General features: G+C 46.3%; 29 protein-coding genes. 14 read left to right on the plus strand and 15 right to left on the minus strand.

Annotated elements, in window-relative coordinates; genetic code table 11:
* Window positions 1-35 precede the first annotated feature (35 nt).
* From LPQ35_RS02045 to mqnC, 6 genes are read left to right on the plus strand one after another with little or no spacing between them, the layout of a single operon-like run.
* Window positions 36-488, plus strand: a complete 453-nt coding sequence (locus LPQ35_RS02045; RefSeq protein WP_193806330.1) for a ribonuclease VapC — start codon at window positions 36-38, stop codon at window positions 486-488.
* Complete coding sequence (locus LPQ35_RS02050) at window positions 485-1075, plus strand: orotate phosphoribosyltransferase-like protein (RefSeq protein WP_193806327.1); 591 nt, start codon at window positions 485-487, stop codon at window positions 1073-1075. Before LPQ35_RS02045 ends, LPQ35_RS02050 begins: the two co-directional genes overlap by 4 nt.
* Window positions 1072-1995: an S-layer glycoprotein N-glycosyltransferase AglJ gene (gene aglJ / locus LPQ35_RS02055; protein WP_193806325.1), complete on the plus strand. Its 924-nt coding sequence runs from the start codon at window positions 1072-1074 to the stop codon at window positions 1993-1995. The genes LPQ35_RS02050 and aglJ overlap by 4 nt, the downstream gene beginning before the upstream one ends.
* A complete protein-coding gene (locus tag LPQ35_RS02060; protein ID WP_346297667.1) occupies window positions 1967-2983 on the plus strand; it encodes a CofH family radical SAM protein in 1017 nt (338 codons plus the stop codon). The genes aglJ and LPQ35_RS02060 overlap by 29 nt, the downstream gene beginning before the upstream one ends.
* Window positions 2980-3720, plus strand: coding sequence for an MqnA/MqnD/SBP family protein (locus tag LPQ35_RS02065; protein ID WP_193806323.1), 741 nt, complete (start codon window positions 2980-2982; stop codon window positions 3718-3720). Before LPQ35_RS02060 ends, LPQ35_RS02065 begins: the two co-directional genes overlap by 4 nt.
* Entirely contained in the window at window positions 3701-4762 is a 1062-nt protein-coding gene (gene mqnC / locus LPQ35_RS02070; protein ID WP_193806321.1) for a cyclic dehypoxanthinyl futalosine synthase, read from the plus strand. The genes LPQ35_RS02065 and mqnC overlap by 20 nt, the downstream gene beginning before the upstream one ends.
* Here the strand turns inward: mqnC and LPQ35_RS02075 are convergent.
* Together LPQ35_RS02075 and LPQ35_RS02080 are read right to left on the minus strand one after the other, a co-directional pair.
* Window positions 4756-5850, minus strand: a complete 1095-nt coding sequence (locus tag LPQ35_RS02075) for a cation:proton antiporter (RefSeq protein ID WP_193806319.1) — start codon at window positions 5848-5850, stop codon at window positions 4756-4758. The two genes, mqnC and LPQ35_RS02075, sit on opposite strands and share 7 nt — an antisense overlap.
* Complete coding sequence (locus LPQ35_RS02080; RefSeq protein WP_193806317.1) at window positions 5851-6333, minus strand: cation:proton antiporter regulatory subunit; 483 nt, start codon at window positions 6331-6333, stop codon at window positions 5851-5853.
* A 70-nt stretch (window positions 6334-6403) separates the two neighbouring features.
* Between LPQ35_RS02080 and LPQ35_RS02085 the strand changes: the two genes are divergently transcribed.
* Window positions 6404-7204 (plus strand): HAD-IIA family hydrolase, encoded by an 801-nt coding sequence (locus LPQ35_RS02085; RefSeq protein WP_193806315.1) that lies wholly within the window; start codon window positions 6404-6406, stop codon window positions 7202-7204.
* On the opposite strand, the gene LPQ35_RS02090 is transcribed toward LPQ35_RS02085, so the two are convergent.
* The 12 genes from LPQ35_RS02090 to LPQ35_RS02145 all read right to left on the minus strand — a co-directional run bounded on the left by LPQ35_RS02090 (window position 7180) and on the right by LPQ35_RS02145 (window position 17686).
* On the minus strand, window positions 7180-7944 hold the full coding sequence (locus LPQ35_RS02090) for a P-loop NTPase (RefSeq protein ID WP_193806314.1): 765 nt from the start codon (window positions 7942-7944) through the stop codon (window positions 7180-7182). The two genes, LPQ35_RS02085 and LPQ35_RS02090, sit on opposite strands and share 25 nt — an antisense overlap.
* Window positions 7945-8021: 77 nt before the next feature.
* The gene (locus tag LPQ35_RS02095; protein ID WP_193806313.1) at window positions 8022-8570 is read right to left on the minus strand and encodes a KH domain-containing protein; all 549 of its coding nucleotides are present in this window, start codon (window positions 8568-8570) and stop codon (window positions 8022-8024) included.
* Window position 8571: 1 nt separating this feature from the next.
* The gene (locus LPQ35_RS02100; RefSeq protein WP_193806312.1) at window positions 8572-9354 is read right to left on the minus strand and encodes an RIO1 family regulatory kinase/ATPase; all 783 of its coding nucleotides are present in this window, start codon (window positions 9352-9354) and stop codon (window positions 8572-8574) included.
* Window position 9355: 1 nt separating this feature from the next.
* Window positions 9356-9592, minus strand: a complete 237-nt coding sequence (eif1A, locus tag LPQ35_RS02105; RefSeq protein ID WP_346297715.1) for a translation initiation factor eIF-1A — start codon at window positions 9590-9592, stop codon at window positions 9356-9358.
* Window positions 9593-9650: 58 nt separating this feature from the next.
* The gene (locus LPQ35_RS02110) at window positions 9651-10625 is read right to left on the minus strand and encodes a tyrosine--tRNA ligase (protein WP_193806310.1); all 975 of its coding nucleotides are present in this window, start codon (window positions 10623-10625) and stop codon (window positions 9651-9653) included.
* A gap of 88 nt (window positions 10626-10713) precedes the next feature.
* The gene (gene radA / locus LPQ35_RS02115) at window positions 10714-11754 is read right to left on the minus strand and encodes a DNA repair and recombination protein RadA (RefSeq protein WP_193806309.1); all 1041 of its coding nucleotides are present in this window, start codon (window positions 11752-11754) and stop codon (window positions 10714-10716) included.
* Window positions 11755-11831: 77 nt separating this feature from the next.
* Complete coding sequence (locus tag LPQ35_RS02120) at window positions 11832-12302, minus strand: Lrp/AsnC family transcriptional regulator (RefSeq protein WP_048092739.1); 471 nt, start codon at window positions 12300-12302, stop codon at window positions 11832-11834.
* Window positions 12303-12321: 19 nt separating this feature from the next.
* A complete protein-coding gene (locus LPQ35_RS02125) occupies window positions 12322-13743 on the minus strand; it encodes a sodium:solute symporter family transporter (protein WP_193806307.1) in 1422 nt (473 codons plus the stop codon).
* A gap of 90 nt (window positions 13744-13833) precedes the next feature.
* On the minus strand, window positions 13834-15090 hold the full coding sequence (locus tag LPQ35_RS02130; RefSeq protein WP_193806305.1) for an AMP-binding protein: 1257 nt from the start codon (window positions 15088-15090) through the stop codon (window positions 13834-13836).
* A gap of 68 nt (window positions 15091-15158) precedes the next feature.
* Window positions 15159-16031 (minus strand): radical SAM protein, encoded by an 873-nt coding sequence (locus LPQ35_RS02135; protein WP_193806707.1) that lies wholly within the window; start codon window positions 16029-16031, stop codon window positions 15159-15161.
* A gap of 12 nt (window positions 16032-16043) precedes the next feature.
* Entirely contained in the window at window positions 16044-16427 is a 384-nt protein-coding gene (locus tag LPQ35_RS02140; RefSeq protein ID WP_193806303.1) for a hypothetical protein, read from the minus strand.
* Window positions 16424-17686: an adenosylhomocysteinase gene (locus LPQ35_RS02145; RefSeq protein ID WP_346297668.1), complete on the minus strand. Its 1263-nt coding sequence runs from the start codon at window positions 17684-17686 to the stop codon at window positions 16424-16426. The genes LPQ35_RS02140 and LPQ35_RS02145 overlap by 4 nt, the downstream gene beginning before the upstream one ends.
* 59 nt (window positions 17687-17745) lie before the next feature.
* Here LPQ35_RS02145 and LPQ35_RS02150 point away from each other — a divergent pair, with 59 nt between their 5' ends.
* Window positions 17746-18627 carry an SPFH domain-containing protein gene (locus LPQ35_RS02150; RefSeq protein ID WP_193806297.1) on the plus strand — a complete coding sequence of 294 codons (882 nt, stop codon included), beginning with the start codon at window positions 17746-17748 and terminating at the stop codon, window positions 18625-18627.
* A gap of 46 nt (window positions 18628-18673) precedes the next feature.
* On the opposite strand, the gene LPQ35_RS02155 is transcribed toward LPQ35_RS02150, so the two are convergent.
* Entirely contained in the window at window positions 18674-18877 is a 204-nt protein-coding gene (locus LPQ35_RS02155; RefSeq protein ID WP_048092726.1) for a histone family protein, read from the minus strand.
* 339 nt (window positions 18878-19216) lie between these two features.
* Between LPQ35_RS02155 and LPQ35_RS02160 the strand changes: the two genes are divergently transcribed.
* Genes LPQ35_RS02160 through LPQ35_RS02185 form a run of 6 tightly spaced genes read left to right on the plus strand, consistent with a single transcriptional unit; the run spans window position 19217 to window position 23189 of the window.
* On the plus strand, window positions 19217-19735 hold the full coding sequence (locus LPQ35_RS02160) for a nitroreductase family protein (RefSeq protein ID WP_193806294.1): 519 nt from the start codon (window positions 19217-19219) through the stop codon (window positions 19733-19735).
* Complete coding sequence (locus tag LPQ35_RS02165) at window positions 19729-20487, plus strand: SAM-dependent chlorinase/fluorinase (RefSeq protein WP_193806292.1); 759 nt, start codon at window positions 19729-19731, stop codon at window positions 20485-20487. The genes LPQ35_RS02160 and LPQ35_RS02165 overlap by 7 nt, the downstream gene beginning before the upstream one ends.
* On the plus strand, window positions 20487-20888 hold the full coding sequence (locus LPQ35_RS02170; protein WP_193806289.1) for a DUF61 family protein: 402 nt from the start codon (window positions 20487-20489) through the stop codon (window positions 20886-20888). The genes LPQ35_RS02165 and LPQ35_RS02170 overlap by 1 nt, the downstream gene beginning before the upstream one ends.
* A gap of 54 nt (window positions 20889-20942) precedes the next feature.
* On the plus strand, window positions 20943-21779 hold the full coding sequence (locus LPQ35_RS02175; RefSeq protein ID WP_193806287.1) for an SDH family Clp fold serine proteinase: 837 nt from the start codon (window positions 20943-20945) through the stop codon (window positions 21777-21779).
* Window positions 21780-21784: 5 nt separating this feature from the next.
* Window positions 21785-22021: a MoaD family protein gene (locus tag LPQ35_RS02180; protein ID WP_193806285.1), complete on the plus strand. Its 237-nt coding sequence runs from the start codon at window positions 21785-21787 to the stop codon at window positions 22019-22021.
* Window position 22022: 1 nt separating this feature from the next.
* Window positions 22023-23189, plus strand: a complete 1167-nt coding sequence (locus LPQ35_RS02185) for a molybdopterin-binding protein (protein ID WP_193806283.1) — start codon at window positions 22023-22025, stop codon at window positions 23187-23189.
* The last annotated feature ends 68 nt before the right edge of the window (window positions 23190-23257 follow it).

Raw genomic sequence — 23257 nt, forward strand, 5'->3', positions numbered from 1 at the left:
TAAAAAATTTATGCACTTCTGCAGGCATGGTCATGATGCATGTCCTCGACACATCTGCAATAATACTCCGGAAGGCGATCTATGATGATATGGTAACAGTCCCGGAGGTTGTTAACGAAATCAGGGATGAGAACTCCAAGCTCTATTTTGAGATTAAGAATATCCGAGTTGAGGATGCGAGGGAAGAATTCATCTCCGAGGTGAAAAAAGCGGCACAAAAAACCGGGGACATTTACAAGCTCAGCGAGACAGATATACGGGTTCTGGCGAAGGCTCTGGAATATAATGCGACAGTTGTTAGCGATGATTATGCTGTTCAGAATGTGGCGAAAAAGCTCGGTTTGAAACTGGAAAAAATTCTGCAAAAGGGCATTGAAAAAGAATTTAAATGGATTCGTGTATGTAAGGGTTGTGGCAGGAGAACTGAGAAAGAGGTATGTGAGATTTGCGGAAGCGAAACCAGGCTTAAAAAGGTGGTGAAAGGATGAGCAAAATTGAGGAACTTGTTGAAAGAGCAAAGCAGCTCAAGGAGAAGGGTCTGACCACTGGCGAGATTGCTGATGAATTGAATATATCCCGTGATACCGCAATCTGGCTTTTAACCAGTTCAAGAACGGAAAGACCTCCATCTGATATTTATGTTGAGCTGAAAAGCATTAATGGTTCATCATTCAGGCTCAGAGAGATGGCGAGGATACTTGCCGATATGGTTCTTGATGCTGGAGATGCAGACGTCATTGTTGGCGTTGCAACTTCCGGCATTCCGGTAGCGACGATGGTCGCTGAGGAGATTGGCTGTGAGCTTTCGATATACTATCCAAAGAAACTCAAATGGGATGGCGAGGAAAGCCATGCGAGGGGAACGTTCAGCGAGAACTTTGCAAACGTTTCTGGAAAGGCGTGTGTGATTGTTGATGACATCATCACCACAGGAAAAACAATTCACGAGGTGGCCGAGAGCATAAGGAAAAGGGGCGGAAACGTCCTCGCAGCAGCGGTGATAGTAGATAAGAGGAGTCACGATGATGTGGAGGGTATCCCAGTTCTGAGCGTTCTCAAGGTATTCAGAATATGAATGTTAGAATACTCATTCCGGCCCTGAATGAGGAGGAGACAATCGGAGATGTGATAGAGGGATTCAAAAGGCAGGGCTTTGAGAGGATCACGGTTATAGATGGAAACAGCACTGACAGAACGAGAGACATAGCGAAGGAGAAAGGGGCAGAGGTAATTGTTCAGAGCGGGAAGGGCAAGGGACAGGCAGTGAGGGAGGCTTTTGAGATTCTTGATGATGATGTTATCGTGATGATTGATGCCGACAGCACGTACATGCCCGAAGATGTTCAAAAGCTGCTCGAACCGATTGAAAAGGGGGTAGCTGACCATGTTGTGGGAAACCGGCTTCTGAACTTCGAAGAAGGAGCTTTCAGAAGGTTAAATCTTCTCGGAAACAGGATAATCAATCTGATTTTCAGGATTCTATATGGGGTGAACCTTCAGGACATACTTTCAGGCTATCGTGCCATGACGAAAGAGGTCTACAAAAATGTAAACCTCGAGAAGATGGGATTTGAGGTTGAGACTGAACTGACGGTCGAGACGATAGCAAACGGCTTCAGGATCATGGAGGTTCCGATTTACTACAGGAAGAGGAGGGGGAAAACCAAACTGAAACCGTTCAGCGACGGTTACAGGATAGTGTATACGATATACAATCTTCTTGGGCGGTACAGTCCGGGGAGGTACTTTTATCTTATTGGACTCGTTTTTCTCCTTCTGGGATTTGCTGGCGGAATTTACGTTGTTTACGACTGGTTCAGGAACGTTTCTCACTTCCTGCTCGTCAATCTCGTATCAATGCTTGTGGTGAGCGGGATTCTGATAATTGCCGTTGGCTTTCTGAGCGATTCAATGATGAGGGTCAACATTCAGATCAAAAGAGAGATGAGAGAAATCCGGAGGAGGCTTGAAGAACTTGAAAGTAAAGGAGATTGAGGATCTGTTTTACCGGGATCTGCACGAGCTTGGAAAAATGGCGGATCAGATTAACGGAAGGATCGCCACCTTTTCGGTTAACAAGCACATAAATTACTCCAACGTGTGCGTTTCCAGATGCCCGATATGTGCGTATTACAGGTCTGACGGGTTTTTGTTGAGGCCTGAGGAGGTTGTGGATGAGGCTTTGAGAGCATACAGGCTTGGTGCGAGAGAGCTGCATATCGTTGGCAGCCACAATCCTGACGTCAATGTTGAGTACTTTGAAAGGATTTTCAGGGAAATAAGGGAAAAAACAGACGGAAATGTGGTTATAAAGGCTCTTACCGCAACGGAGGTGAGCTATTATGCCAGAAAGGAGAAAATGAGCATCAGAGAATATCTCTCCAGGCTGAAGGATGCGGGACTCGACATGCTTCCGGGTGGTGGAGCAGAGATACTTGCCGACCGGATAAGGAAAAGAATAGCCCCGAATAAAGCGAACTCAAAGGAGTGGCTGAGGGTTATGGAGGTCGCCCACAATGCTGGAGTCAGAAGCAATGCGACGATGCTCTTCGGTCATATTGAGAGTTACAGGGACAGGGCAATCCATCTGTACAGGCTTAGAAGGCTGCAGGAAAAAACAGGGGGTTTTGTTTCCTTTATTCCTTTAGTATTTCATCCAGCAAACACCTCGTTTGACGGTCTTCACAAAGTCTCTCCTCAGGAGATTTTGAAGACCATAGCGGTATCGAGAATCGCACTTTCTAACTTCAAGGGGATTAAGGCTTACTGGGTGATGATCGGAGAAAAGCTCGCTCAGGTCGCTCTCAACTACGGTGCAAATGACGTTGATGGAACGGTCATGGGCGAGAGAATCGCACATTCTGCCGGAGCGAAAACGCCTCTGGAGCTTGCAAAGGAGAAGCTTGTTGACCTGATCAGAGACGCAGGAAAAATTCCCGCAGAGAGGGATGCGTTTTTCAACGTTCTGGGGGTTCACTCATGAGGGTTGGTAAATTTGGGCTTGTCAATAACTTTCTGCCTTACTATCATCTTGAAAAAGAGCAGAAGTATGAGTTTGTTGAGGAGCACCCAAAAAAACTCGCAGAAATGCTTCTGGAAGGTAAAATCGACTATGCTCCGGTACCGAGCTTTTTCTATTTGAAGAACAGCGAGAGGTTGAGGAAATACTCTTTCTGCGTTGGGAGTGATGGGGAGGTTTACAGCGTTGTTGTTGTCTCCAGGAAAAAGAGGCTTGATGACTCGCCAATTGCCGTTACTTCAAAATCCATGACTTCTGTCAGCATGCTTGAAATTATACGAAGGCAAAAGGGTTTGATAAACCGTCTTGTGCCTCACAGCGGGAATTTCTTCGAGATGCTGAAGGATTTCGATCACGCTCTTGTTATTGGTGATGAGGCGATAACTGCAAGGATGGTGTTCAGGGTCGTCATGGATGTGGGGGAGGAATGGAAGGATCTCACAGGGTTGCCTGCTGTATTCGGAATTTCTGCTTCGCTGATGAGCGCTGATGCCTCACATGTGGACTCGGACATATTGAGGTCATATCAGAAGGGGCTGAAAAACATCGACGAAATTGCCGAGATAGCAAGCCTGAAATACAGGATGCCCGTTGAATTTCTGAGGACTTATTTCAAAGCGCTCGTTCACAGGATGGGCAGAAAGGAAGAAAAGAGCCTCAGGGTTTTTGGTGAGCTGAGTCATGAATGCGGATTACTTTGAAAAGAATATCGCTGGCGAGGATCTGAGCTTTGAGGAAGCTCTGGAGCTTTTTGAATTGCCGCTGTATGAGCTGGGATACATAGCCGACAGAATCCGGGCGAGGAAATGCGGAAACGAGGTTGGATTCGTTGTCGACAGAAATATCAATTACACTAACGTCTGCGTTTCGAAATGCAAGTTCTGTGCTTTTTATGCCAGAGATGGGCGCGATTCATATCTGCTGAGCCATGAGGAAATTCTGGCAAGGATTGAGGAGGCTGTGGATCACGGAGCCACTCAGATAATGCTACAGGGGGGGATTAATCCCGAACTTGGCATTGAGTGGTTCGAGGGGCTTTTCAGGAAAATTAAGAGCAAATTCGATGTGGACATCCACAGCCTGTCACCTCCTGAGATCGTTTATCTTTCCAGGATGGAGAGGATCAGCATTAAGGAGGTAATATCGAGGCTCAGAGAAGCGGGTCTGGATTCCATTCCGGGCGGTGGAGCAGAGATACTTTCTGATGAGGTCAGGCTGGAAATAAGCAGCAAGGGTACTGTGGATGACTGGCTGAGAGTCATGAAAACGGCACATGAGATCGGGATGAAAACAACAGCCACAATGATGTTCGGGCATATTGAAAACGAGAGACACATCATTGAGCATCTTTTCAGAATCAGGGATTTGCAGAAGGAAACCGGTGGTTTTACTGCTTTCATCCCCTGGAGCTTTCAGCCTGGAAATACTGAGCTTTACGGAAGGATAAGAAAACCTGCACCCCCTCTGAGATACCTGCAGATACTTGCGGTTTCGAGAATAGTGCTTCATAACATCCGGAACATCCAGGTTTCCTGGTTAACGCAGGGAATGGATGTCGCAACCCTCGCGCTCAGCTTCGGTGCCAACGACTTTGGTGGTGTGATGCTGGAGGAAAACGTTGTCAGAGCTACCGGAAAGCCATTCCGACCTGCGAGAGTTGATGAAATTGTCGCGAGGATAAAATCTGCCGGGAGGGTCCCGTACAGAAGGGACACGTATTACAACGTCCTGGAGTATTATTGACTGGCTCTGCCCAGCGCGGAGATTATTCTCTCCGAATACCTTGAGGTCAGTGAACCAAGTATCGACGTTATCAGGACCGTTACTGTTATTGCGGAGGAGATCAGCACATCTCCGAATGCGAAAGCCATGAATATTGAAAATTCACCCCTTGCAATTGTATTGAGTCCAATTTCAAGTCCCGACTTCCAGGATTTCTCTGTTCTCAATCCGGTTAGGAGTCCGGAGACAACTTTTCCTGAAATAGCAACTATGGCGAGAACAATTCCAAGAGCGAGTCCACCCATATCGAACTTCGTTGAAACTCCGAAAAAGAAGAAGAACAGGATCAGAAAAACATCTTTGAATGGTATGACCATCTCCTCCACGCTTTTGACCTGTGAAAACATCAGTCCAATGAGTATGGCGGCGAATGCGTAGGGTATCTGGAAAAGCTCTTCAATTGCCAGACCGAGGAGACCGGCAGAAAAGACAAGGAGGAGAGGAGCCTCATCATCTCTTTCCATAACTCTGTCGAGGTACTTGGGCGCGGTGTTTGAGAGGATCAGCACCAGGACTGTGAATAAAGTCAGCTTGGCAAAAAAGTATAGCAGGTCAGAAAAACCTACGCTGTTCAGGACGATCAGGATTGCAATGACTATATCCTCAAAAACCATCATCCAGACAACGATTTCGGCTTCTTTGAGGATGAGCTTCCTGTTCTCGATGAGTGATTGAAGAACGATGGCGGAGCTTGAAATGTACAGTGAGGATGCTATGATGAATGCTCTGGACAGCTCAAATCCGGTGGCAAATAGCAGAATAAAGACAAGTGCAAAGTTTATGAGCAGGTCATAAAAGCCTGAAGCGAATATTGTTTTTCTCTTGGCTCCCACTTCTCTTGGGTTTATGTGCAGGCCTATGTAGAAAAGCAGGAAAACGACACCGAATTCGGCTATCTTTTTTGAGACCTCGTCAGCCTGCAGTATCCCAAACCCGGAGCTTCCCAGAGCAAGTCCCGCGATAATGTAGACTGGGATTGCCGGAAAAGATAGCTTCCTTGCAATTATCGCAAAAATCAGGCAGACCAGCCCGGCAATTGCGATCTCCATTCAGGCACCCAGTATCTCCTTTTCAAACCTTTCAATCTGGTCTTTGTTTCCAATAACCACTATCTGATCATCTTCCTCGAATATCAGATGTGGGGGCGGACTGATTATGGTATTGCCTTTTCTCGATACTGCTATGACGTTTACCCCTGTTCTTTTTCTTATTGCAAGCTCTTCAATTGTTTTACCCGCCATGCTCCTGCCGACCGTGTAGGTGTGTAGTGCAAGTGTCAGATCCGGTATTCCCATGAAATCCACCTCTATGCTCTCCTTCTCTTTCTCAACTGGAGCGCCGCTGAGGATTGTGGCAAGTCTCTTTGACTCGTTTTCGCTCATTTCAATAGAACATGGTTTCTCACAGCCTTTCTCCTGTATGTACAGCTGGACTCTTCGGTTGAGTAGGAATACCACTGCTATCTTATCCCCTTTTGACGTTTCAAGTTCATATTTTGTTCCTATGCCTTCCATACCTGTGAGACGGACCATATATCCACTTTACTTGGAAAGATAAAACGCTTTCGACACTCTTTTAAGCATTGGGGGCCTGATAGATACGATGGACATTGAGGGGCTCATTCTGGATGTTGATGGTGTTATATCCCGGGGTAGAAAGCCCATAGAAAGGGCCATTGAGGGTTACAGGCTTTTGAGGGATGCGGGGATAAAAACAGTCTTTGTTTCCAACAATTCTGCAAGAAGCAGAAGGATGATGGTTGAGAAGTTTTCAGGCTATGGGATGGATGTGGATGAGGCCGAGATAATTGTTGCAACGCACGCGACTGCGGTTTTCATAAGAGAACGTGATGGAAAATCGAGGGTGTATACAACCGGAGAGCATGGACTTGTGGAGGAGCTGGAAAATGAAGGACATGAGGTTGTAGAGGGTCTCGATGCAGATTATCTTGTTGCGGCATCGAACAGAAACATAAACTTCGAGATTTTCACGAAGGCTCTGAGACTTGCTTTGAATGACGAAGTGAAGTACGTGGCGGTAAACCCTGACAGGATATTTCCGGGTGAAGACGGGCCTGTTCCCGGAACAGGCCTTGTTATTGGAGCAGTTTACTGGATGACCGGAAGGGAGCCGGATGCAGTGGTTGGAAAACCGTCCAGGGTAATCGTGGAGCAGGCGGTGCAGATGCTTGGTGTTGAGAGAGACAGGATAGCCATAGTCGGGGATCAGATTGAGATAGATGTCCTTGCAGGGAAAAATTCAGGGTTAAAGACGGTTCTGGTACTTTCAGGGGTTACAACCAGAGATAATTACGAAAAAAAGGTAAATGAGGCTGGACTAACTCCGGATTTTGTTTTTGGAGATCTCTATGACTTTGCTCAGAGGGTGATTTCCCGGAAGTAATCGGTCTCGTAGCTCTCGATTTCTCCTAAATCTGAAAGCTCTGCAAGCTCAGGGTCGATGGGTATCTCTGCAAGAACCTCCAGCCCGTATTTTTCCGCAAGCTTCCTTGCCCTGTGCTTTCCGAATATATGAGATATTACCCCACAATGGGGGCATTTGAAGTAGCTCATGTTTTCCACAAGCCCCGTGACCCTCGTGTTCATCATTTTTGCCATGTTAAGGGCCTTTTCGACAATGATGGATGTAAGCTCTGTTGGTGAGGCAACCATTACAACCCCATCGAGGTTTGCTGTCTGCATCAGTGTGAGTGGAGCATCACCGGTTCCGGGAGGCAGGTCGAAAAGAAGGTAGTCTACTCCCTCCCAGTTTGTTTTCCCGATCAGATCCTTTATCACGCCTGCAATCATCGGCCCCCTCCAGATGACTGGTGTATCCTTTTCTGGCAGTAAAAACTGTATTGAGAGCACCTTTATTCCGTATTTTCTTGTAATGGCCGGTTCAATGCCCTTTTCAGTAAATCCAATGCTTGCATCATCAAGTCCAAACAGCTTGGGGATGCTCGGCCCGAGAAAGTCAGCGTCGAGAATTGCAACTTTTTTGCCTTTTCTGGCGAGGTGGATTGCGAGCAAAGCTGTTACGGTTGATTTTCCTACGCCACCTTTTCCGCTCATTACTGCTATCTTCCTGCCTATGCCTGCGAGCCTTTCCTGAATTTCCTGATCACTAACTGTCTGATGCATCTGAATCACCTTTCTGAATAATAATTCAAATGTTTAAAAAGTGTCGGGGGTTGCAGAGTCAGGCGAATTTCCGCAGTTTACGGACTGGGATACCAGTCCATGCTCCGCATTTCGATTTCCCTTTTCTTTCTCTCCATAAATTTCTGGACGGTGAAGTGCTGGGAACCTTCAACGAGCATCATAATTGCCTCTCTTGCTGCGGCAACGTTCTCCATCGGGCCTATTATGGAGACGTATTTATCGTACACAGAGACCCTCACATTCAGCGTTTCTTCTATCATTCTCCTGATTTTACCTTCCTTGCCGATAATCCTCCCCTTTATCCTCTCCAGCGCCTTTGGAGAGACGTACTGGCTCAAATCAATGCTCTCAAAAAGTGTGAAGTCATCATCAAGCAGTTTCATTGCAGTATCCGGATTGAACCCTCTCGCAATTGCATTAACAACGTCTTTTGCTTTCAGAAATCCAACTGCATCCTCACCCCTTGTTATTTTTACAATCCCGTTTCTGCCGTCTATGCTGATCTTGCAGCCTGTCTCCTCTTCAAGTCTTTTCTTCACTTCTCCCTCCTTGCCGATTATAACACCGACCCTATCCGATGGAATCTTGATTTCAATCGTTTCCATTTCAATCACCCTTAACTGATGAAATCAGTTCTTCAAAACTTTCCTTAATACCATATCTTGAGAAGAACCTTATAAGGTTTCTCAGGTCTCTCTCCAGATATGAATTCGCGAGAGGGTGGTCTGTTAACACCGCCTGCCCCATATCGATGAAATACGGGTCGTTATCTTTAAGCACAATGTTGTACTCGCTAAGATCAGCATGAACAAGTTCGGCTTTCCTGTACAGTCTGGTAAGGTGTTCTTTTATTCTGGAATAGAGTTCTTCAACATCTGTAACTTCTGACAGATCTCTTTTCAGCTCAAAAATGGTGGGGTACGGCCTCTCATCTTCTCCCAGAAACTCCATAAGCACAACATTTTTCAAATACGTGTATGGTTCTGGAACATTAACTCCCGCATTGAATGCTCTCTCAAGATTTCTGAATTCCTTCTCAACCCATGTGAAAATAAGCTCTTTTTTTGAAACTCTCCTCATGTCGAATCTTCTGTCTCCGAACAGGTATTCGTCCATTTTGAAAAACTCTGAAGTCTCGATTCTGTAAATCTTGACAGCAAGGGGTTTGAACTCTCCGTTGATGCTTCCGTCGGCGTAGAAGACATTTGCCTCCTTTCCCGTGCTCACAACTCCTCCCAGAGCCTGGATGTAGCCTTTAGCCGAGAGCTTGTAAAGTGTTTTCAGTGTCCTTTCATCAAATACTTCTGCAAAAATCTTTCTTGCTTCACTGTCTTTCTCCTTTATCCTTAACTGATCCAGAAGCTTTTCTATTCTTTTTATGTCTTTCATCTCAGAATTTCAGGTATCCTCTGCTCTCCAGCCACTCGACCTGTGGATTGGTGTATCTCCAGATCACATCTGCCCTTTCATCCTGGAACTGCCATGGCACTATTATAACGACATCTCCCTCTCTGATCCAGATTCTCTTTCTCATCTTTCCCGGGATCCTTGCGAGTCTTTCCTTTCCGTCCTCGCACCTCACCTTAATGTGTCCGGCTCCAAGCATGTTTGTAACGACCCCGAACATTTCTCTCTTATTTTTATCCGGAAGCTTAACCCTGATTACTTCTTCACCTTCACTCAAGTCACCACCCCATTTCTTTCAGTTTTTTTCTTGCCCCATCGAGAATCATATTCAGATATCTCGCAGCATTAATTTTCACATCAAGAGGATGTATTTCACCCTTTGAATAATCTTCGGCAAGTTCATTAAAGTTTTCGTATTCTAAATCACCACCAAATTTCTCATCTCTTTCGATAACCACTCTTTCAAACCTTGGAAATACATGATATCTCATGATGTCCATTACTGGATTGTCCTTCACCTGTCTTTCAGGACAGTATGCCTTTTTCAGCTTTCTCACGACCGTCTGCTCGTCATCTCTCACCGAAATATAGTTGCCCTTCGAGGAACTCATCTTTTCTCCATCAAGCCCCACCAGTATGGGCGTGTGCATGCAAACCGGCACATCATAGCCGAGCTTTGGCAGGTTCTCCCTTGCAAGCATGTGAATCTTTCTCTGATCCATACCTCCAACAGCAACCTTAACGCCCAAATGCGCAATATCGAGAGCCTGCATCAGTGGATAAACCATCTGGGAGACCATGGGGTCCTCCTTTCTTCTGCTGACCTCGTCCATGCTTCTCCTTGCCCTGTTTATCGTTGTAATCCTTGCCATCTTCAGGACGTCGAGCATGTAGTCCTGCTCAAGCTGGTATTCGCTTCCAAGCACGAATCTCGCCTTGCTCTCATCCAGTCCGAGTGCTATGAATGCTGCCCTGTTGTATTCTGCCACCTTTTTTATCTCATCAAAATCTCCCTTCTCGTTGAGGTAAGCGTGAACATCTGCAAGAAGAACTGTGATTTCAAAACCTATTTCCTGCAGATCCATGAGCTTGTTCACGGTCATCATGTGTCCCAGGTGGATTTCCCCGCTCGGCTCGTAGCCGACGTATGCTGTGAGTTTGTCCCCGCTTTCCAGCAGACTCCTGAGTTCGTCGAGAGTTACAACCTCCTCTATGTTTCTTGTTGCTATGCTGAGCCTGTCTTCAATATCCATGTAGTAATGAAATAAGAGACTATTTTTAAGGTTAATCTTTTGGAAGTTGCTGAAGTGTTTATCTTACCAAATTAATAAAAAATTTCAATTATTTGTCTTCGATACCTCTCTCAGTAACCCTGAATATCGCCTCCGATTCAGGCAGGTGGGGTGAGTCAATCAGTCTTGCAACTCTAAGCTCGCCTTTGCTCTTTCTCAGATATATCCTGAATGTTGCTGTGTGGGCAACAATGTGTCCGCCAACGGGTTTTGTGGGATCTCCGAAGAACTGGTCTGGCTTTGCCATAACCTGATTGGTAACAACGATTGCTGCATTGAAGACCTCGCCGAATCTCAGGAGATCGTGCAGATGCTTGTTCAGTTTCTGCTGTCTGTCTGCAAGCGTCCCTCTTCCAACGTATTCCGCTCTAAAGTGGGCTGTTAGGGAATCAACGATGAGCAGCCTTACGTTTATTCCGTCCTTTTTGAGCTTGTTGGCCAGCTCCTTGGCATTATCTACCAGAAGCATCTGGTGGTTTGAGTTGTAGGCCTGGGCGACGTAAATGTTCTTCAGGGCCTTATCGGGATCAAGACCTTTTGCTTCAGCCATCTGGATGATCCTCTCCGGCCTGAACGTCCCTTCCGTGTCTATAACCACCACCGCTCCATTGAGTCCTCCCTGTTCTCGAGGCAGCTGAACATTTACGGCAAGCTGATGGCATATCTGTGTTTTACCACTGCCAAACTCTCCAAAAAGTTCAGTTATGGCCTGAGTTTCAACTCCTCCTCCAAGCAGGTCGTTAAGGGAATTGCTACCAGTGGTTATCTTACCAACCTTCTTTCTTCTCTCGTAAACAACATCTCCTGTCTCAAAACCACCGACATTCGCAAGCTTTCTTGCTGCAGAGATTATCTTCATTGCAGTGCTTTCTCCAATTTCGGCAGCGGCACTGAGTTCGGAGGGTGATGCAACGGCTATCGCCTCTATAGAATAGTAGCCAGCATCTCTCAGCTTTTCAGCCGTTGCGGGGCCAACAAATGGAAGATCTTCAATGTCAAGTACTGTCTTTTCTTCATCCGCATTTTTAGAGGACTGGTTCGTCTGCTCTTTCTTCTCGCTTTCCTTATTAACTTCCTTCTTCTTTGCCATCGAACATGGTTTGAAAAGTGAATATATAAGTGCTTTCTCCGCTCCAAATGTAAAAGGAATATTTTATGTTATTATTTTTAGTCAAGTTCAAAAACTTTTAAGATATCTATCATGTGGGACTCTTTCACCACGTTTAGCACGAGCATCGTGTAGGTTTTTTCCACAAATTCGAGCTTTCCAATTTCCTTTACAAACTCGTTCAGGCTTTCTCTGTCCTTAAACTTCGATACGGCTATCACGTCATATTCTCCAGTAACATCGTAAACGGCCGTAACATTCGGCATTTCAGCAAGGAACTTTTCCACGTCTATAACCTTCCCGCCTTTGGCCGTTATGCCTATGACGGCCGTCAAATCATAACCGAGTCTGGAATAGTTTATTACGGGAATGAATTTCTCAATTATTCCGAGCTTTCTGAGCTTGTTTATTCTGTTGTGGACTGTTGCCTCAGTTACCCCCAGTTTTTCCCCAATTTCTCTGAGGCTTTTTCTTGCGTCATCCTGAAGTTCCGAAAGAATCTTTAAATCCATAGCGTCAATCTTTTCCATTGTAAAGCTTAATTCAGGATTATTTAAAAAATTTTTCAAAAATCGTGTATGTCAGAGCTGACGCAATCAATCCGGGAACAACGGGATATATCCAGTAAACTCTGTAATACACGAAATACCAGACGACCGATGCAACCAGTGCGACAATCATCGAGGCGAAGATACTGTACCTTGATGGCTTTGCGTACAGCATTGCGAGCAGAGGCACCAGGAATACTGATGTGATCACGGAGAAGCTCACGCCAACGATGCCCACGATTATCTCTGGAGGTTTCAGAGCTATGTAGAGTGGTACCAGGGCGAGAGCGAAGACCATTGCTCTCGTCAGGGCTATATTCTCCCTGTTGAGAATGTCTTTGGTGAGAGAGGTTGCCATCATGTGGAGCAGTGAATTCACGGTTGACATCGCTGCGGCGATTATTGCTGTTAACAGCAGTGCATTGATACCTTCGGGCAGAACCTTCATTGCTATGACTGGAACAACGAGATCAGAGTCTTTCAGATACTTGACCGGATCATCGAACTGGGGTATTATGAGCCAGCCCAGCGGTCCTATTGAGAATACGCATATTGCAAAAACACCGATTATCAGAGGTGTGAGCAGAGCCCCTTTTTTCAGAACATCCTCGTTTTTGGCGGCAACAAACCTGATCACGAGCTGCGGGGATGAAAGCTGGGCGATGCTGATTGCAAAGGTAAGACTCAGGATAAACGGGATGACCATTCCTGCCTTCATTATCGGCGGGGGAGCAAGCTTCCCCACCTCGAACAAAAGCTCTCCCTTACCTGCGAATATCTGTGTCTCGGCAAGTTTTTCTATCGCCTCAAAACCTCCGAGGAAGTAAATGATCGAGGCGAAAAGCACGATTCCACCTGCGAATGTGAGCAGCCCCTGAATGAGGTCCGTGTAAACAACCGCCCTGAAACCCCCGATTGATGTGTACAGCATGACTATCAGTGCGGTTATGATCAATCCCTGGGTGTACGGTATGTCCAGCATCACCTGCAGGAGATTTCCTGCCCCCTTGTATATTGAGACCATGTAGAATGAAAAGAAAACTATGATCACTGCTGATGACAGCATCTGCACCTCTTTCCCGAACCTGGAGCCAAATATCTCGGGTATGGTGAGTGATGATGTCTCTTCTGCGAGCTGCTTGAGCTTTGGGGCTACAAGCAACCAGGCAAGTATTGCGAATAAAATGTGGAAAAATGTGAGAAATGCGGACCACTGGAATCCGGCAACAAACCCAAAACCCCCTCCTCCGAGAAATGCGGACGTGCTGAAGTATGTGGCAAAAAAGGAAAAACTCACAAGAGTGACGCCCAGACCTTTTCCTGCAAGATAGTAGTCGAGCAACCCCCTGGACTTTCTGTACTCTGCAGCACCTATAATCAGCATTAAAATCAGATATGCAATAAATACAGCAGCTATAATCATGCTCACACCCTTCTGTATGCAATCACTGCACCGGCGACCATCATCAAAATGCTGATCGCATAAACTGCAGCTATAATCATATTCACCACCTCAACCTCTTATCAGCCTCTTGGCCTTACCCTCAAATCTCTCAAGCTGCCCGATGGGGACTGTTTTGATGGCGGGATGGATGCCTACGAATTCGGCAAGGTCTTTTGCTATCGCAGATTTAATCCGCTCATCCCCCTCAAAAACGATTTCGAGTTTGCCATTAATGGCGAAAATTTTGTAATTCACAACACCGTGTTCTGCAAGAATGTTCTCAACATCTGTGGGGTAAAACTTCACGCCCTTGTATATTATCATGTCGTCTGTTCTTCCCCTAATCCTCTTTATTTTGGTATGTTCAATTCCGCACTCGCATCCATCTCTGCTGATTATCGTGCTGACCTCCCCGCTTCTGTATCTTATCAGCGGCATACCTTCTCTGTTGAGGGCCGTGTACACGACCTCTCCCTCCTCACCCTCATCAAGGACCTCCCCGGTCTCGGGATCAATGACTTCTGCTACGTAGTTATCTTCCCAGATATGCAGGCCATCCCTTTCAGGACATTCAAATCCCACGGTTCCGACCCCACCCATTTCCGTCAGACCGGGAATATCGTAAGCTCTTGCGTCAAATGTCCTTTCTATCCGTCTTCTCATCTCTTCACTCCACGGCTCAGCTCCGAGAATGAGCTTCTCGACGTTCAGTTCCGCCACATCTATTCCCATTTCGTCAGCAACTTCCGCAATTCTCAGCGGATAGCTTGCGGTTCCGGCAAGAACAGTCGTTCCAAAATCCACCATGAACCTGATCTGATTTCTCGTGTTTCCGGGGCCGATAGGTATGACAAACGCATTTATCGCATCTGCTGCAAAATGGAATCCAAACCCTCCGTTCCAGAGTCCGAAAGCAGGAGTTATCTGGATAATGTCTCTTTCTGTTACTTCTGCCAGGAAGAACGCTCTCATCATCATTTCCTTCCACTGTTCCACGTCATGTCTCGTGTAGGGTATGATTACGGGCTGGCCCGTGGTTCCACCGGACATCTGAACTCTAACCACTCTATCTTTTGGGACACAGACTGCTTTGAGCGGGTAACTTTCTCTAAGCTCCTGTTTGGTTGTGAATGGCAGCCTTGATATATCCTCTATACTTTTTATTTTGTCGATGTCAATCCCTGACTCCTTGAATTTCCTCCTGTAAAGGGGTGAGTTCTCATAAACGTATCTGACAATCTTTCTGAACCTTCTGTTTCTGATCTCTTCAATTTCACCCCTTTTTCTGAAGATATCCTGCTTTGCCCTGTCATAAACGTCAGTCATTAAGAATAGGCTTATGCTTCAGTATATAAATCTTTCTCATTATTTGGGTTTAATCCCATGAAAAGGGATTATAGTGCTCTCATGTACTCAGGCCTTAATATTTCGGGATGCTCCATTGCGTGGTCTATGAGCTTCAGAATTCTGTCCCTGTCTTCTGGAAGGTTCGCTTTCAGCGGCAGGTAGTTTGAGGCGTGGTTTGCCCTGAAAACAGTGCTGTAGTCGAGGTCCTCGATAACCCATCTCAGTTCTTGGAGGATTTCGGTCTGATTAAGCGGTCTGAATTCTCCTTTCTTCAACCTCAGATGAAGCGGAGTATTTTCGACGATCATCAGCGTTAGAAACGCCGTGTACTGGGGTTTCATCCTGTTAAGGGCTTTTGCGGTGTTTTTAGCATGTTTGTAGCTCAGATCCTTCCCACCAAGTCCGGTGATTGCAGTAACGCTCAGGATCATTCCGGACTCGATAGCTTTTCTTCCGGCTTCGACCATTTTTTCTGAATCGACCCCTTTTCTGATCTCTTCCAGAATCTGATCATCTCCACTCTCAACCCCAAGATAAATCAGCTTCAGCCCCTCATGTGCAAGCTTTCCAAGCTCCTCTTCTGTTTTCTCAAGAATGTCCATCGGTGTGGCGTATGCAGATACTCTCTCGAGATCCGGGAAAAGTTTTCTGGCGTATCTCAGAATTTCCAGCAGGTCGTCAGTCTCCATACAGAGCGCATTGCCGTCAGCAAGAAATATTCTTCTCGTTTTGGGATAAATCTTTTTGAAGATCTCCATTTCTTTCTTGATCTCTTCAACAGACTTAATCCTGAATTTTTTCATTTTGTACATTCCGCAGAATGTGCATTTATTGTGGGAACAGCCGATGGTTGCCTGAATTATCAGGCTGTGTGCCTCACTGGGTGGCCTGAACAGCGGCATATCATATAATTCGAACATATCTTTCACCGGCTAATACCCCACTTCTTTGAGGAATTTTTCAAGGTCTTCCTTTTTCTCGAAATAAAGTGTTGCCTTTTTGTCACCCTCCACATGCACTGCGAGATTCTCGTAATCGGGATGGAAGGTGGCTGAAGCTTTTTTTATCCTTTTGCTCCCGCAGTAAATGTTTTCGTAGTCTGTGTAGCATGCTCTCGGCTTTCGGAGTATGAGTGCTGAGAAGAACAGCAGAGATAGCATGAGAGCCAGAGAGGGTATGTAGAACTCCTGCGTCAGTCCGTATTTTGTGTATCTGTACGCAATGAGCAGCAGGGCGAATGTAAAAAAGACTGCGATCGTTCGGAGATATCTTTTTCTCGCCAGAGCGTTTTTGTAAGGGCGGTATATCCAGATCAAGTTCCCTCCCTCCAGTCAGAGAGATATTTTGCCTGCTCTTCTGTCAGCTCATCGATTTTTATCCCCAGAGTTTCCAGCTTAATCCTTGCGACCTCCCTGTCGAGTTCTTCTGGCATCCTGTAAACTTTTTTCTCCAGCTTTTCAGCATTTTTGGCGATGTACTCTACAGCGAGAGCCTGATTTGCGAAACTCATGTCCATAACCTCGATGGGATGTCCGTCTCCGGATACCAGATTGACTAGCCTCCCGTCTGCAAGCAGGTAGAGTTTCTTATTGCCCAGGTTGTACTCCCGCAGGTTTGGCCTGAGTTCTCTTGCTTCATGGGCCATTTTTTCAAGCTCTTCAACATTTATTTCCACATTGAAATGTCCCGCATTTGCGAGAATTGCCCCATCTTTCATTGAAAGGAAGTGCTTTCTCGTGATGACGTCTCTGTTCCCTGTCGCGGTTATGAAGATGTCGCCAACAAGCGAAGCTTCATCCATCGTCATAACGTCGAAACCGTCCATAACGGCTTCAAGCGCTCTTATCTCGTCCACCTCGGTTATGATCACCTTGGCTCCCAGTCCCTTTGCTCTCATTGCTATCCCTCTTCCACACCATCCATATCCAGCCACAACAACTTTTTTCCCTGCGATCAGGGAATTTGTCGCTCTGAATATCCCGTCCCACGTGGACTGCCCGGTTCCATAGCGGTTGTCGAACAGATATTTTGTGTATGCATCATTCACGGCTATGACCGGAAAAAGGAGAACGCCGTCTTCTTCCATGGACCTGAGCCTGTTCACACCTGTCGTGGTTTCCTCGCTCGCTCCAAGAATTCTGTCGGCTATAACCTTTCTCTTTTCGTGGATCAGGTATATGAGGTCTGCTCCATCATCTATGATTATATCAGGTTCAAAGTCCAGAACTGCATTCAGGGCATTGTAGTATTCCTCTCTGCTCATGCCCCTTCTGGCAAAGCATGAAACTCTCTCCTCTTTTCTGAGTGCATCTGCAACATCATCCTGTGTTGTGAGAGGGTTACAGCCAGTGATCGCAACCTCAGCACCACCAGCAACAAGAGTTCTGACAAGAGCAGCAGTTTTGGCTTCAACATGAAGAGCCATACCTATTCTCAGCCCATCCAGTGGTTTCTCTTCTTCAAATCTTTTTCTGATTCTGGACAGAACTCTCATGTTCTTCTCTGCCCACTCTATCTTGCCCTTACCGTCCATGAATATGCTTTCGTGCCCGAATATATAACAGTTGCATGTCATGCTACGCTCGCTGCAACAATAACGAAAATATTATATCTTTCAGGAAATTTTTGTTATTCATGAATGGGGAAATTCCAGTAAAAAGGGCTGGAAGGTCGGGAAGGTGGAGGGCAATATCTGCTGCCGTCATTGCTTTTATCTTTCTTGCCACCTTCCTCGCCTCTTCGCTTGTCGTTATTGATCAGACTGAGGTGGGTGTCGTCAAAATTCTCGGAAAGGTTCAGGATGAGCCTTTGCAGCCCGGATTGCATGTTGTAACTCCTTTCATAACCGAGGTGGTGAGGATGCCCACCTATGAAAAAACCATGGAGATGGTGGGGGAGCAGCACATAAAGGCTCTGACATCTGAGGGCTTACCGGTTTATTTTGACATGGCGGTTCAGTATAAAATCGACCCTCTGAAAGCGCCGGAGGTTTACTCGACCCTGAAAAACTACGAGGTATGGATGGAGAGCAGGATAAGGGCTCATGCGAGGGACATCGTCGCTCAGTACAAGGCCGAAGATCTGTACACTGAAAAGAGGGAATTCATTCAGAGTGATTTTGAAAGAAGGCTGGATGACGAATTCAGACCCTACGGAATTCTGATAACAGCCGTGCTTATAAGAAACATCGATCTGCCTGAGAGCGTTGAGAAAGCCATACAGGCTAAAATTGAAGCCAAGCAGGAAGCCGAGAGGATGCAATTTGTCGTTCAGAAGGAAGAACTGGAGGCTGAGAGAAAGGAGGTTGAGGCTCAGGGGATTGCGAGGGCGAATCAAATTATAGGCGAATCTCTGAGAAACAACCCGGAGTACATCCAGTGGTATTATCTCCAGGTTCTTGACGATTTTGCAAAAGGTGATGCTTCTGTCATCGTTGTGCCGGTCCCGTCCTCAATGTACCCTGGTGTTGCCGGAAATGCAACAGCGAATATCCCGCTGATACTGCCATCCAGGTGAAATCTTTATTTTTTAAAATCTACCAAAAATAAAAATAAAAGAAAAATTACATGCTGAGAGCAAGCTTGATGTCCTCAGCCTTGACAGTCTTTCTGTTTGCGTGCTTTGCAATTTCGACTGCTTTCTTTGCAACCTGAAGTGCGTATTCCTCAAGGACCTCAGCCATCTTTTCTACTGCATCCTCGCTAACTCTCTCAGCACCAGCCTTTCTTATCAATCTGTCGATTGGGGCAAGTGGCAACTCAGCCATTTTATCACCTCAATTCTCTTTTCATGAATTGGAGGTATATAAATTTTATTCTGTTGTGATTTCATTTCAGTTTACTTCTATTGCCCGTTAAGTGAGTGTGCTAATTCCTGCACCGATTCAACTCTACAGATAAAATTACGGGAAGGTGTGTGTTCGTATGTGCTGGTCGAGGTTGTGTTGAGTATCCCGGAGTATGGTATGATGACATCCGTAACCTCTGGGTGAAGTACTGAGGGGAAACACTTCGTCAGTTAAAAATCCGGGGCATATTATATTACCGGGTTTTTTGATCATGAGTAAAGGAAAGAAATTTATTGGTCTTTTTCCATGAACAAACATATGGAATGCCTTGAAGCAATATTTTCCCGGAGGTCAGTCAGGAAATTTCTCAAAAAGGATGTTGATGATGAAACGGTCAGAAAGCTTCTTGAGGCTGGAAACGCAGCCCCCTCTGCGGGAAATTTACAGGCCAGAGATTTTGTGGTTGTGAGAGATGATGAGACCAAGCTTAAACTTGCGGTCGCTTCGCTGAGACAGATGTTCATAGCCCAGGCGCCTGTGGTAATTGTGGTTGTTGCGAACTACCCCCGGAGCATGAAGGTTTATGGTGAAAGGGGAAAAATCTATGCTGAACAGGATGCAGCAGCTGCAGTTCAGAACATCCTTCTTGCGGCACACTGCATGGGCCTTGCTTCGGTATGGGTTGGGGCGTATGACGATGAGGTGGTTTCAGAAATTCTCGGAATTCCCAGCTACGCAAGACCCGCGGCAATTCTGCCTGTGGGCTATCCTGCCGAGGCGCCGGAAGCAAGAAGAAGGTTTAATATAGACGAACTCACCCACTTGGAAAGATGGTGATAGCCCTACTTACGGACTTTGGTGATTACTATCCTGGAGTAATGAAAGGAGTAATAAGAAAAATCACACAGGATGAGGTTATCGATCTAACGCATTCCATCCATCCTCAAAATGTCATTGAAGGGGCTTTTTTGCTTCACTCTGCTTACGGATACTTTCCCGCAGGAACCATCTTCATCAGCGTTGTGGATCCGGGAGTCGGTGGTGACAGAGCCGCGATAGCCATCAAAACTGAAAACTACTGGTTTGTCTGTCCGGACAATGGCATTGCTTTTCCCTCTGCTGTTGAGGACGGGATAACGGAAATTTTCAGGATTAAAGAATCTGTGAGCCAGATTTCTGGCGCTCTTTCGGCCACCTTTCATGGCAGAGACATATTTGCTCTTGCGGGGGCGCTGATCAGAGAGGGCAGGATGGAACATCTTGAGAGGTTTAACGGGGAACTCGTAAGTCTTGACCTTTTCGATGCACGGGTTGAGGATGGTCTCATTGTGGGTAGGGTTGTGCATATTGACAGATTTGGGAACGCTGTGACAAACATAACGAGAGATCTGATTGAGGAGCATTCCATCTCGGGTTTCACATATATGGGTCATGAGATCCCTCTTGTCGAAAAATATGAGGACGTTGAGAGAGGAAAACCCCTCGCAATAATAGGGAGTTTCAACACCCTTGAACTCAGTTTGAGGGAGGATAATTTTTCAAGGCATTTCAACGTTGGCTTTGGAAATATCGAACTGGGGTGGAGATGATGGAGATTGGTGAAAGAACACTTTCCAAGCTGGTTGAGACGATAAACCGACACCTGCCTGAAAAAAGAAAGAGTCTGAAAGCACTGCTTGAAATGGATAGTCCCGAAATCCGGGGCAGGGATGGCATTGATTACTATATAGAAAGGGAGGAGCTGGAATTTATAGCCAGCTATGTGGATGAATTCGAGCAGGACAGATTTATGATCCCGATAATCCTCGAAATGGCAAGCATCGGAGGAGAGTATGTGATATATGTCAGGGACAGGAGACATGCTGAGTTCATTGAGAAAGCATTTGGATTTGACAGGTATGTTGACAACACCATGATGCTTTATTCGTACGAGATGCAGAGGATCAGGAAAAAGCTGAAAACCACGTCTCAGGTAATGTTCAGGCCGTAATATGTCTCTGGAGAGTTCCAAAAGAGTTTTATAGTATTGAGAAAGCTCAGAATTATGTACGATCCCCTGTCCATAATCTGGTTTCTGCTCTTTTTCTACCTGCTCTTTGCCCCCCAGATGAGACAGCAAATGCTTTTCAATACGAGAAGAAAGGTACTGCAAAAACTGGCCGAAAAAAGGGGGAGCAACGTTATAACTCTGATCCACAGGCAGGAGAGCGTTGGCTTCCTTGGTATACCCATTTACAGGTACATAGATATTGATGATTCTGAAAAGGTTCTTCGGGCAATACGAAGTACACCAAAGGACAAACCCATAGACCTTGTGATCCATACTCCTGGCGGGCTTGTTCTTGCTGCAACCCAGATAGCCAGGGCAATTCACGAGCATCCTGCCAAAACAACTGTCATAGTTCCGCATTATGCTATGAGTGGTGGAACCCTGATTGCTCTCGCTGCAGATGAGATCATCATGGATCCTCATGCAGTTCTTGGTCCGGTAGACCCGCAGTTGATGAACTATCCTGCCCCATCCATCCTGAAAGTTCTGGAAAAGAAGGACGTTAAGGATATCGATGATCAGACAGTAATAATGGCAGATATTGCGGAAAAGGCAATCAATCAGGTCAGGGATCTCGTTTTTTCGCTGCTTAAAGACAAAGTTGGAGAGAAAAAGGCTCAAGAGATAGCCAGAATTCTGACTGAGGGGAAATGGACACACGACTATCCGCTCACGTACCGTGTTGTTGAAGAATTTGGACTGAACGTCTCAACTGATGTACCGGAGGAGGTGTATGAGCTTATGGATCTGTACTCTCAGCCAATAATGCAGAGACACCCGGGTGTTGAATTCGTTCCCAGCCATGGGGATAGGGGGAAGGCGGGAAGGTGAGCGGCGTGGTCAGGGTAAAGTTTTTTGCAAATTTCAGGGAGACTGCTGGAACGAACGAGCTGGAAATTGAAGCTAAAACGCTTGGAGAGCTTTTAGAGAGTCTCAAACTCAGGTATCCCGAAATGGAAAAGCTCTACAGTTATGCCATAATCATGGTCAACGGAAGGCAGGTGAAAGATGCCGATCTGAGGCTTGGGAGAGAGGACGTTGTTGCCCTTCTACCTCCGGTGAGTGGTGGTTGAGATGCTGTTTGAGAATCTCATGAGTGTTGAAGATGCAAAACGCAAGCTCCTTGAAAGAATAGAGCCTTTTGACAGTGGAGATGTCGAAACCCTCTCTATTGAGAATGCCCACATGCGAATTCTCGCCGGAGATGTTGCATCGGGGATAGATATTCCCCATTACAACAGGGCAGCAATGGATGGCTTTGCTGTCAGGCACGCTGAGGTCAAACAGGCTGGACGAACGAATCCTGTTTTGCTCGAGAAGGGCAAGAATGCTGTGTGGGTGCATACGGGCGACCCTCTTCCAGAGGGTTTTGACGCTGTTGTCAAGGTTGAGGATACCGAGGAAATCGAAGGCTTTGTTGCGGTTTACAAGGCTGTGAGAAAACATGAAAACGTTGGGCTGAGAGGGGAAGACGTCAGGAAAGGAGATGTAATTGCTGAGAGGGGAACACTGCTCAGAGCACACAGCATTGCCCTGCTCAGAAGTGCGGGCGTGGAGAGCGTTGAGGTTCTCAGAAGGCCGAGGGTCCTTGTTGTTCCCACTGGCGACGAGCTTTTGAAGCCGGGAGAACGCCTGGTTGAGGGGAAGGTTTACGAGAGCAACGGAATAATGATTGCCGCATATCTGAGAGAATGGGGGGCTGATGCTGAAGTTGCTGACATCGTGAGGGATGAGGTATCCCAGCTCGAGAAAATCTTTGAAAATTCTGGGGATTATGACATGGTGGTTACAACGGGCGGCACATCCGTGGGGAAAAGGGATCTTATTTACGACGTCCTGGACGCGCTTGGAGATGTGGTTTTCAGAGGTGTGGCTTTGAGACCCGGGAAACCAACACTGTTTGCCACGGTGAATGACACTCCTGTTCTTGCATTGCCCGGTTTTCCGGCGGCATGCGTCGCATCTGCTTACGTCTTTCTCAAACCCGCGATACAGAAAATGCTTGGATTTAATGAAGAGGTGTCGTTTTTTGCAAGTATTTCTGATAACATTTATTCAAAAGCAGGATTTACGAGTTTCGTCCGGTTGAGAGTCGATTTTGGCAGGATGGTTGCACAGCCCGTATCGTCTCATGGCTCTGGAATTCTGAGCAGCATTACAAAAGCGAATTGCTATACGATAATTGACGAAAACACCGAAGTGGTTGAGAGGGGTGAATCGGTCAGGGTTTTCCCTCTTTGATTTTCTAATAATTGTGAAAAAAGAAAATCCTTAAATATCACACCGTTGTTGCAAGGAACGCTGTAGCA

This window comes from Geoglobus acetivorans, assembly GCF_039641995.1.
Classification (GTDB): domain Archaea; phylum Halobacteriota; class Archaeoglobi; order Archaeoglobales; family Archaeoglobaceae; genus Geoglobus; species Geoglobus acetivorans.

Bases quoted from the DNA above. Each gene is read 5' to 3' on its own strand.
- LPQ35_RS02045 (WP_193806330.1), top strand. From the start codon at position 36: ATGCATGTCCTCGACACATCTGCAATAATACTCCGGAAGGCGATCTAT.
- eif1A (WP_346297715.1), bottom strand. From the start codon at position 9,592: ATGTTCGGGGTCGTTACAAACATGCTTGGAGCCGGACACATTAAGGTG.
- LPQ35_RS02080 (WP_193806317.1), bottom strand. From the start codon at position 6,333: ATGGTCCGTCTCACAGGTATGGAAGGCATAGGAACAAAATATGAACTT.
- LPQ35_RS02165 (WP_193806292.1), top strand. From the start codon at position 19,729: ATGGTGATAGCCCTACTTACGGACTTTGGTGATTACTATCCTGGAGTA.
- radA (WP_193806309.1), bottom strand. From the start codon at position 11,754: ATGGCAAAGAAGAAGGAAGTTAATAAGGAAAGCGAGAAGAAAGAGCAG.
- LPQ35_RS02170 (WP_193806289.1), top strand. From the start codon at position 20,487: ATGGAGATTGGTGAAAGAACACTTTCCAAGCTGGTTGAGACGATAAAC.
- LPQ35_RS02160 (WP_193806294.1), top strand. From the start codon at position 19,217: ATGGAATGCCTTGAAGCAATATTTTCCCGGAGGTCAGTCAGGAAATTT.
- LPQ35_RS02100 (WP_193806312.1), bottom strand. From the start codon at position 9,354: ATGAAAGACATAAAAAGAATAGAAAAGCTTCTGGATCAGTTAAGGATA.
- LPQ35_RS02090 (WP_193806314.1), bottom strand. From the start codon at position 7,944: ATGCATCAGACAGTTAGTGATCAGGAAATTCAGGAAAGGCTCGCAGGC.
- LPQ35_RS02145 (WP_346297668.1), bottom strand. From the start codon at position 17,686: ATGACATGCAACTGTTATATATTCGGGCACGAAAGCATATTCATGGAC.
- aglJ (WP_193806325.1), top strand. From the start codon at position 1,072: ATGAATGTTAGAATACTCATTCCGGCCCTGAATGAGGAGGAGACAATC.
- LPQ35_RS02085 (WP_193806315.1), top strand. From the start codon at position 6,404: ATGGACATTGAGGGGCTCATTCTGGATGTTGATGGTGTTATATCCCGG.
- LPQ35_RS02125 (WP_193806307.1), bottom strand. From the start codon at position 13,743: ATGATTATAGCTGCTGTATTTATTGCATATCTGATTTTAATGCTGATT.
- LPQ35_RS02095 (WP_193806313.1), bottom strand. From the start codon at position 8,570: ATGGAAACGATTGAAATCAAGATTCCATCGGATAGGGTCGGTGTTATA.
- LPQ35_RS02120 (WP_048092739.1), bottom strand. From the start codon at position 12,302: ATGGAAAAGATTGACGCTATGGATTTAAAGATTCTTTCGGAACTTCAG.
- LPQ35_RS02135 (WP_193806707.1), bottom strand. From the start codon at position 16,031: ATGTTCGAATTATATGATATGCCGCTGTTCAGGCCACCCAGTGAGGCA.
- LPQ35_RS02175 (WP_193806287.1), top strand. From the start codon at position 20,943: ATGTACGATCCCCTGTCCATAATCTGGTTTCTGCTCTTTTTCTACCTG.
- LPQ35_RS02075 (WP_193806319.1), bottom strand. From the start codon at position 5,850: ATGGAGATCGCAATTGCCGGGCTGGTCTGCCTGATTTTTGCGATAATT.
- LPQ35_RS02050 (WP_193806327.1), top strand. From the start codon at position 485: ATGAGCAAAATTGAGGAACTTGTTGAAAGAGCAAAGCAGCTCAAGGAG.
- LPQ35_RS02185 (WP_193806283.1), top strand. From the start codon at position 22,023: ATGCTGTTTGAGAATCTCATGAGTGTTGAAGATGCAAAACGCAAGCTC.
- mqnC (WP_193806321.1), top strand. From the start codon at position 3,701: ATGAATGCGGATTACTTTGAAAAGAATATCGCTGGCGAGGATCTGAGC.
- LPQ35_RS02065 (WP_193806323.1), top strand. From the start codon at position 2,980: ATGAGGGTTGGTAAATTTGGGCTTGTCAATAACTTTCTGCCTTACTAT.
- LPQ35_RS02155 (WP_048092726.1), bottom strand. From the start codon at position 18,877: ATGGCTGAGTTGCCACTTGCCCCAATCGACAGATTGATAAGAAAGGCT.
- LPQ35_RS02110 (WP_193806310.1), bottom strand. From the start codon at position 10,625: ATGGATATTGAAGACAGGCTCAGCATAGCAACAAGAAACATAGAGGAG.
- LPQ35_RS02130 (WP_193806305.1), bottom strand. From the start codon at position 15,090: ATGACTGACGTTTATGACAGGGCAAAGCAGGATATCTTCAGAAAAAGG.
- LPQ35_RS02150 (WP_193806297.1), top strand. From the start codon at position 17,746: ATGAATGGGGAAATTCCAGTAAAAAGGGCTGGAAGGTCGGGAAGGTGG.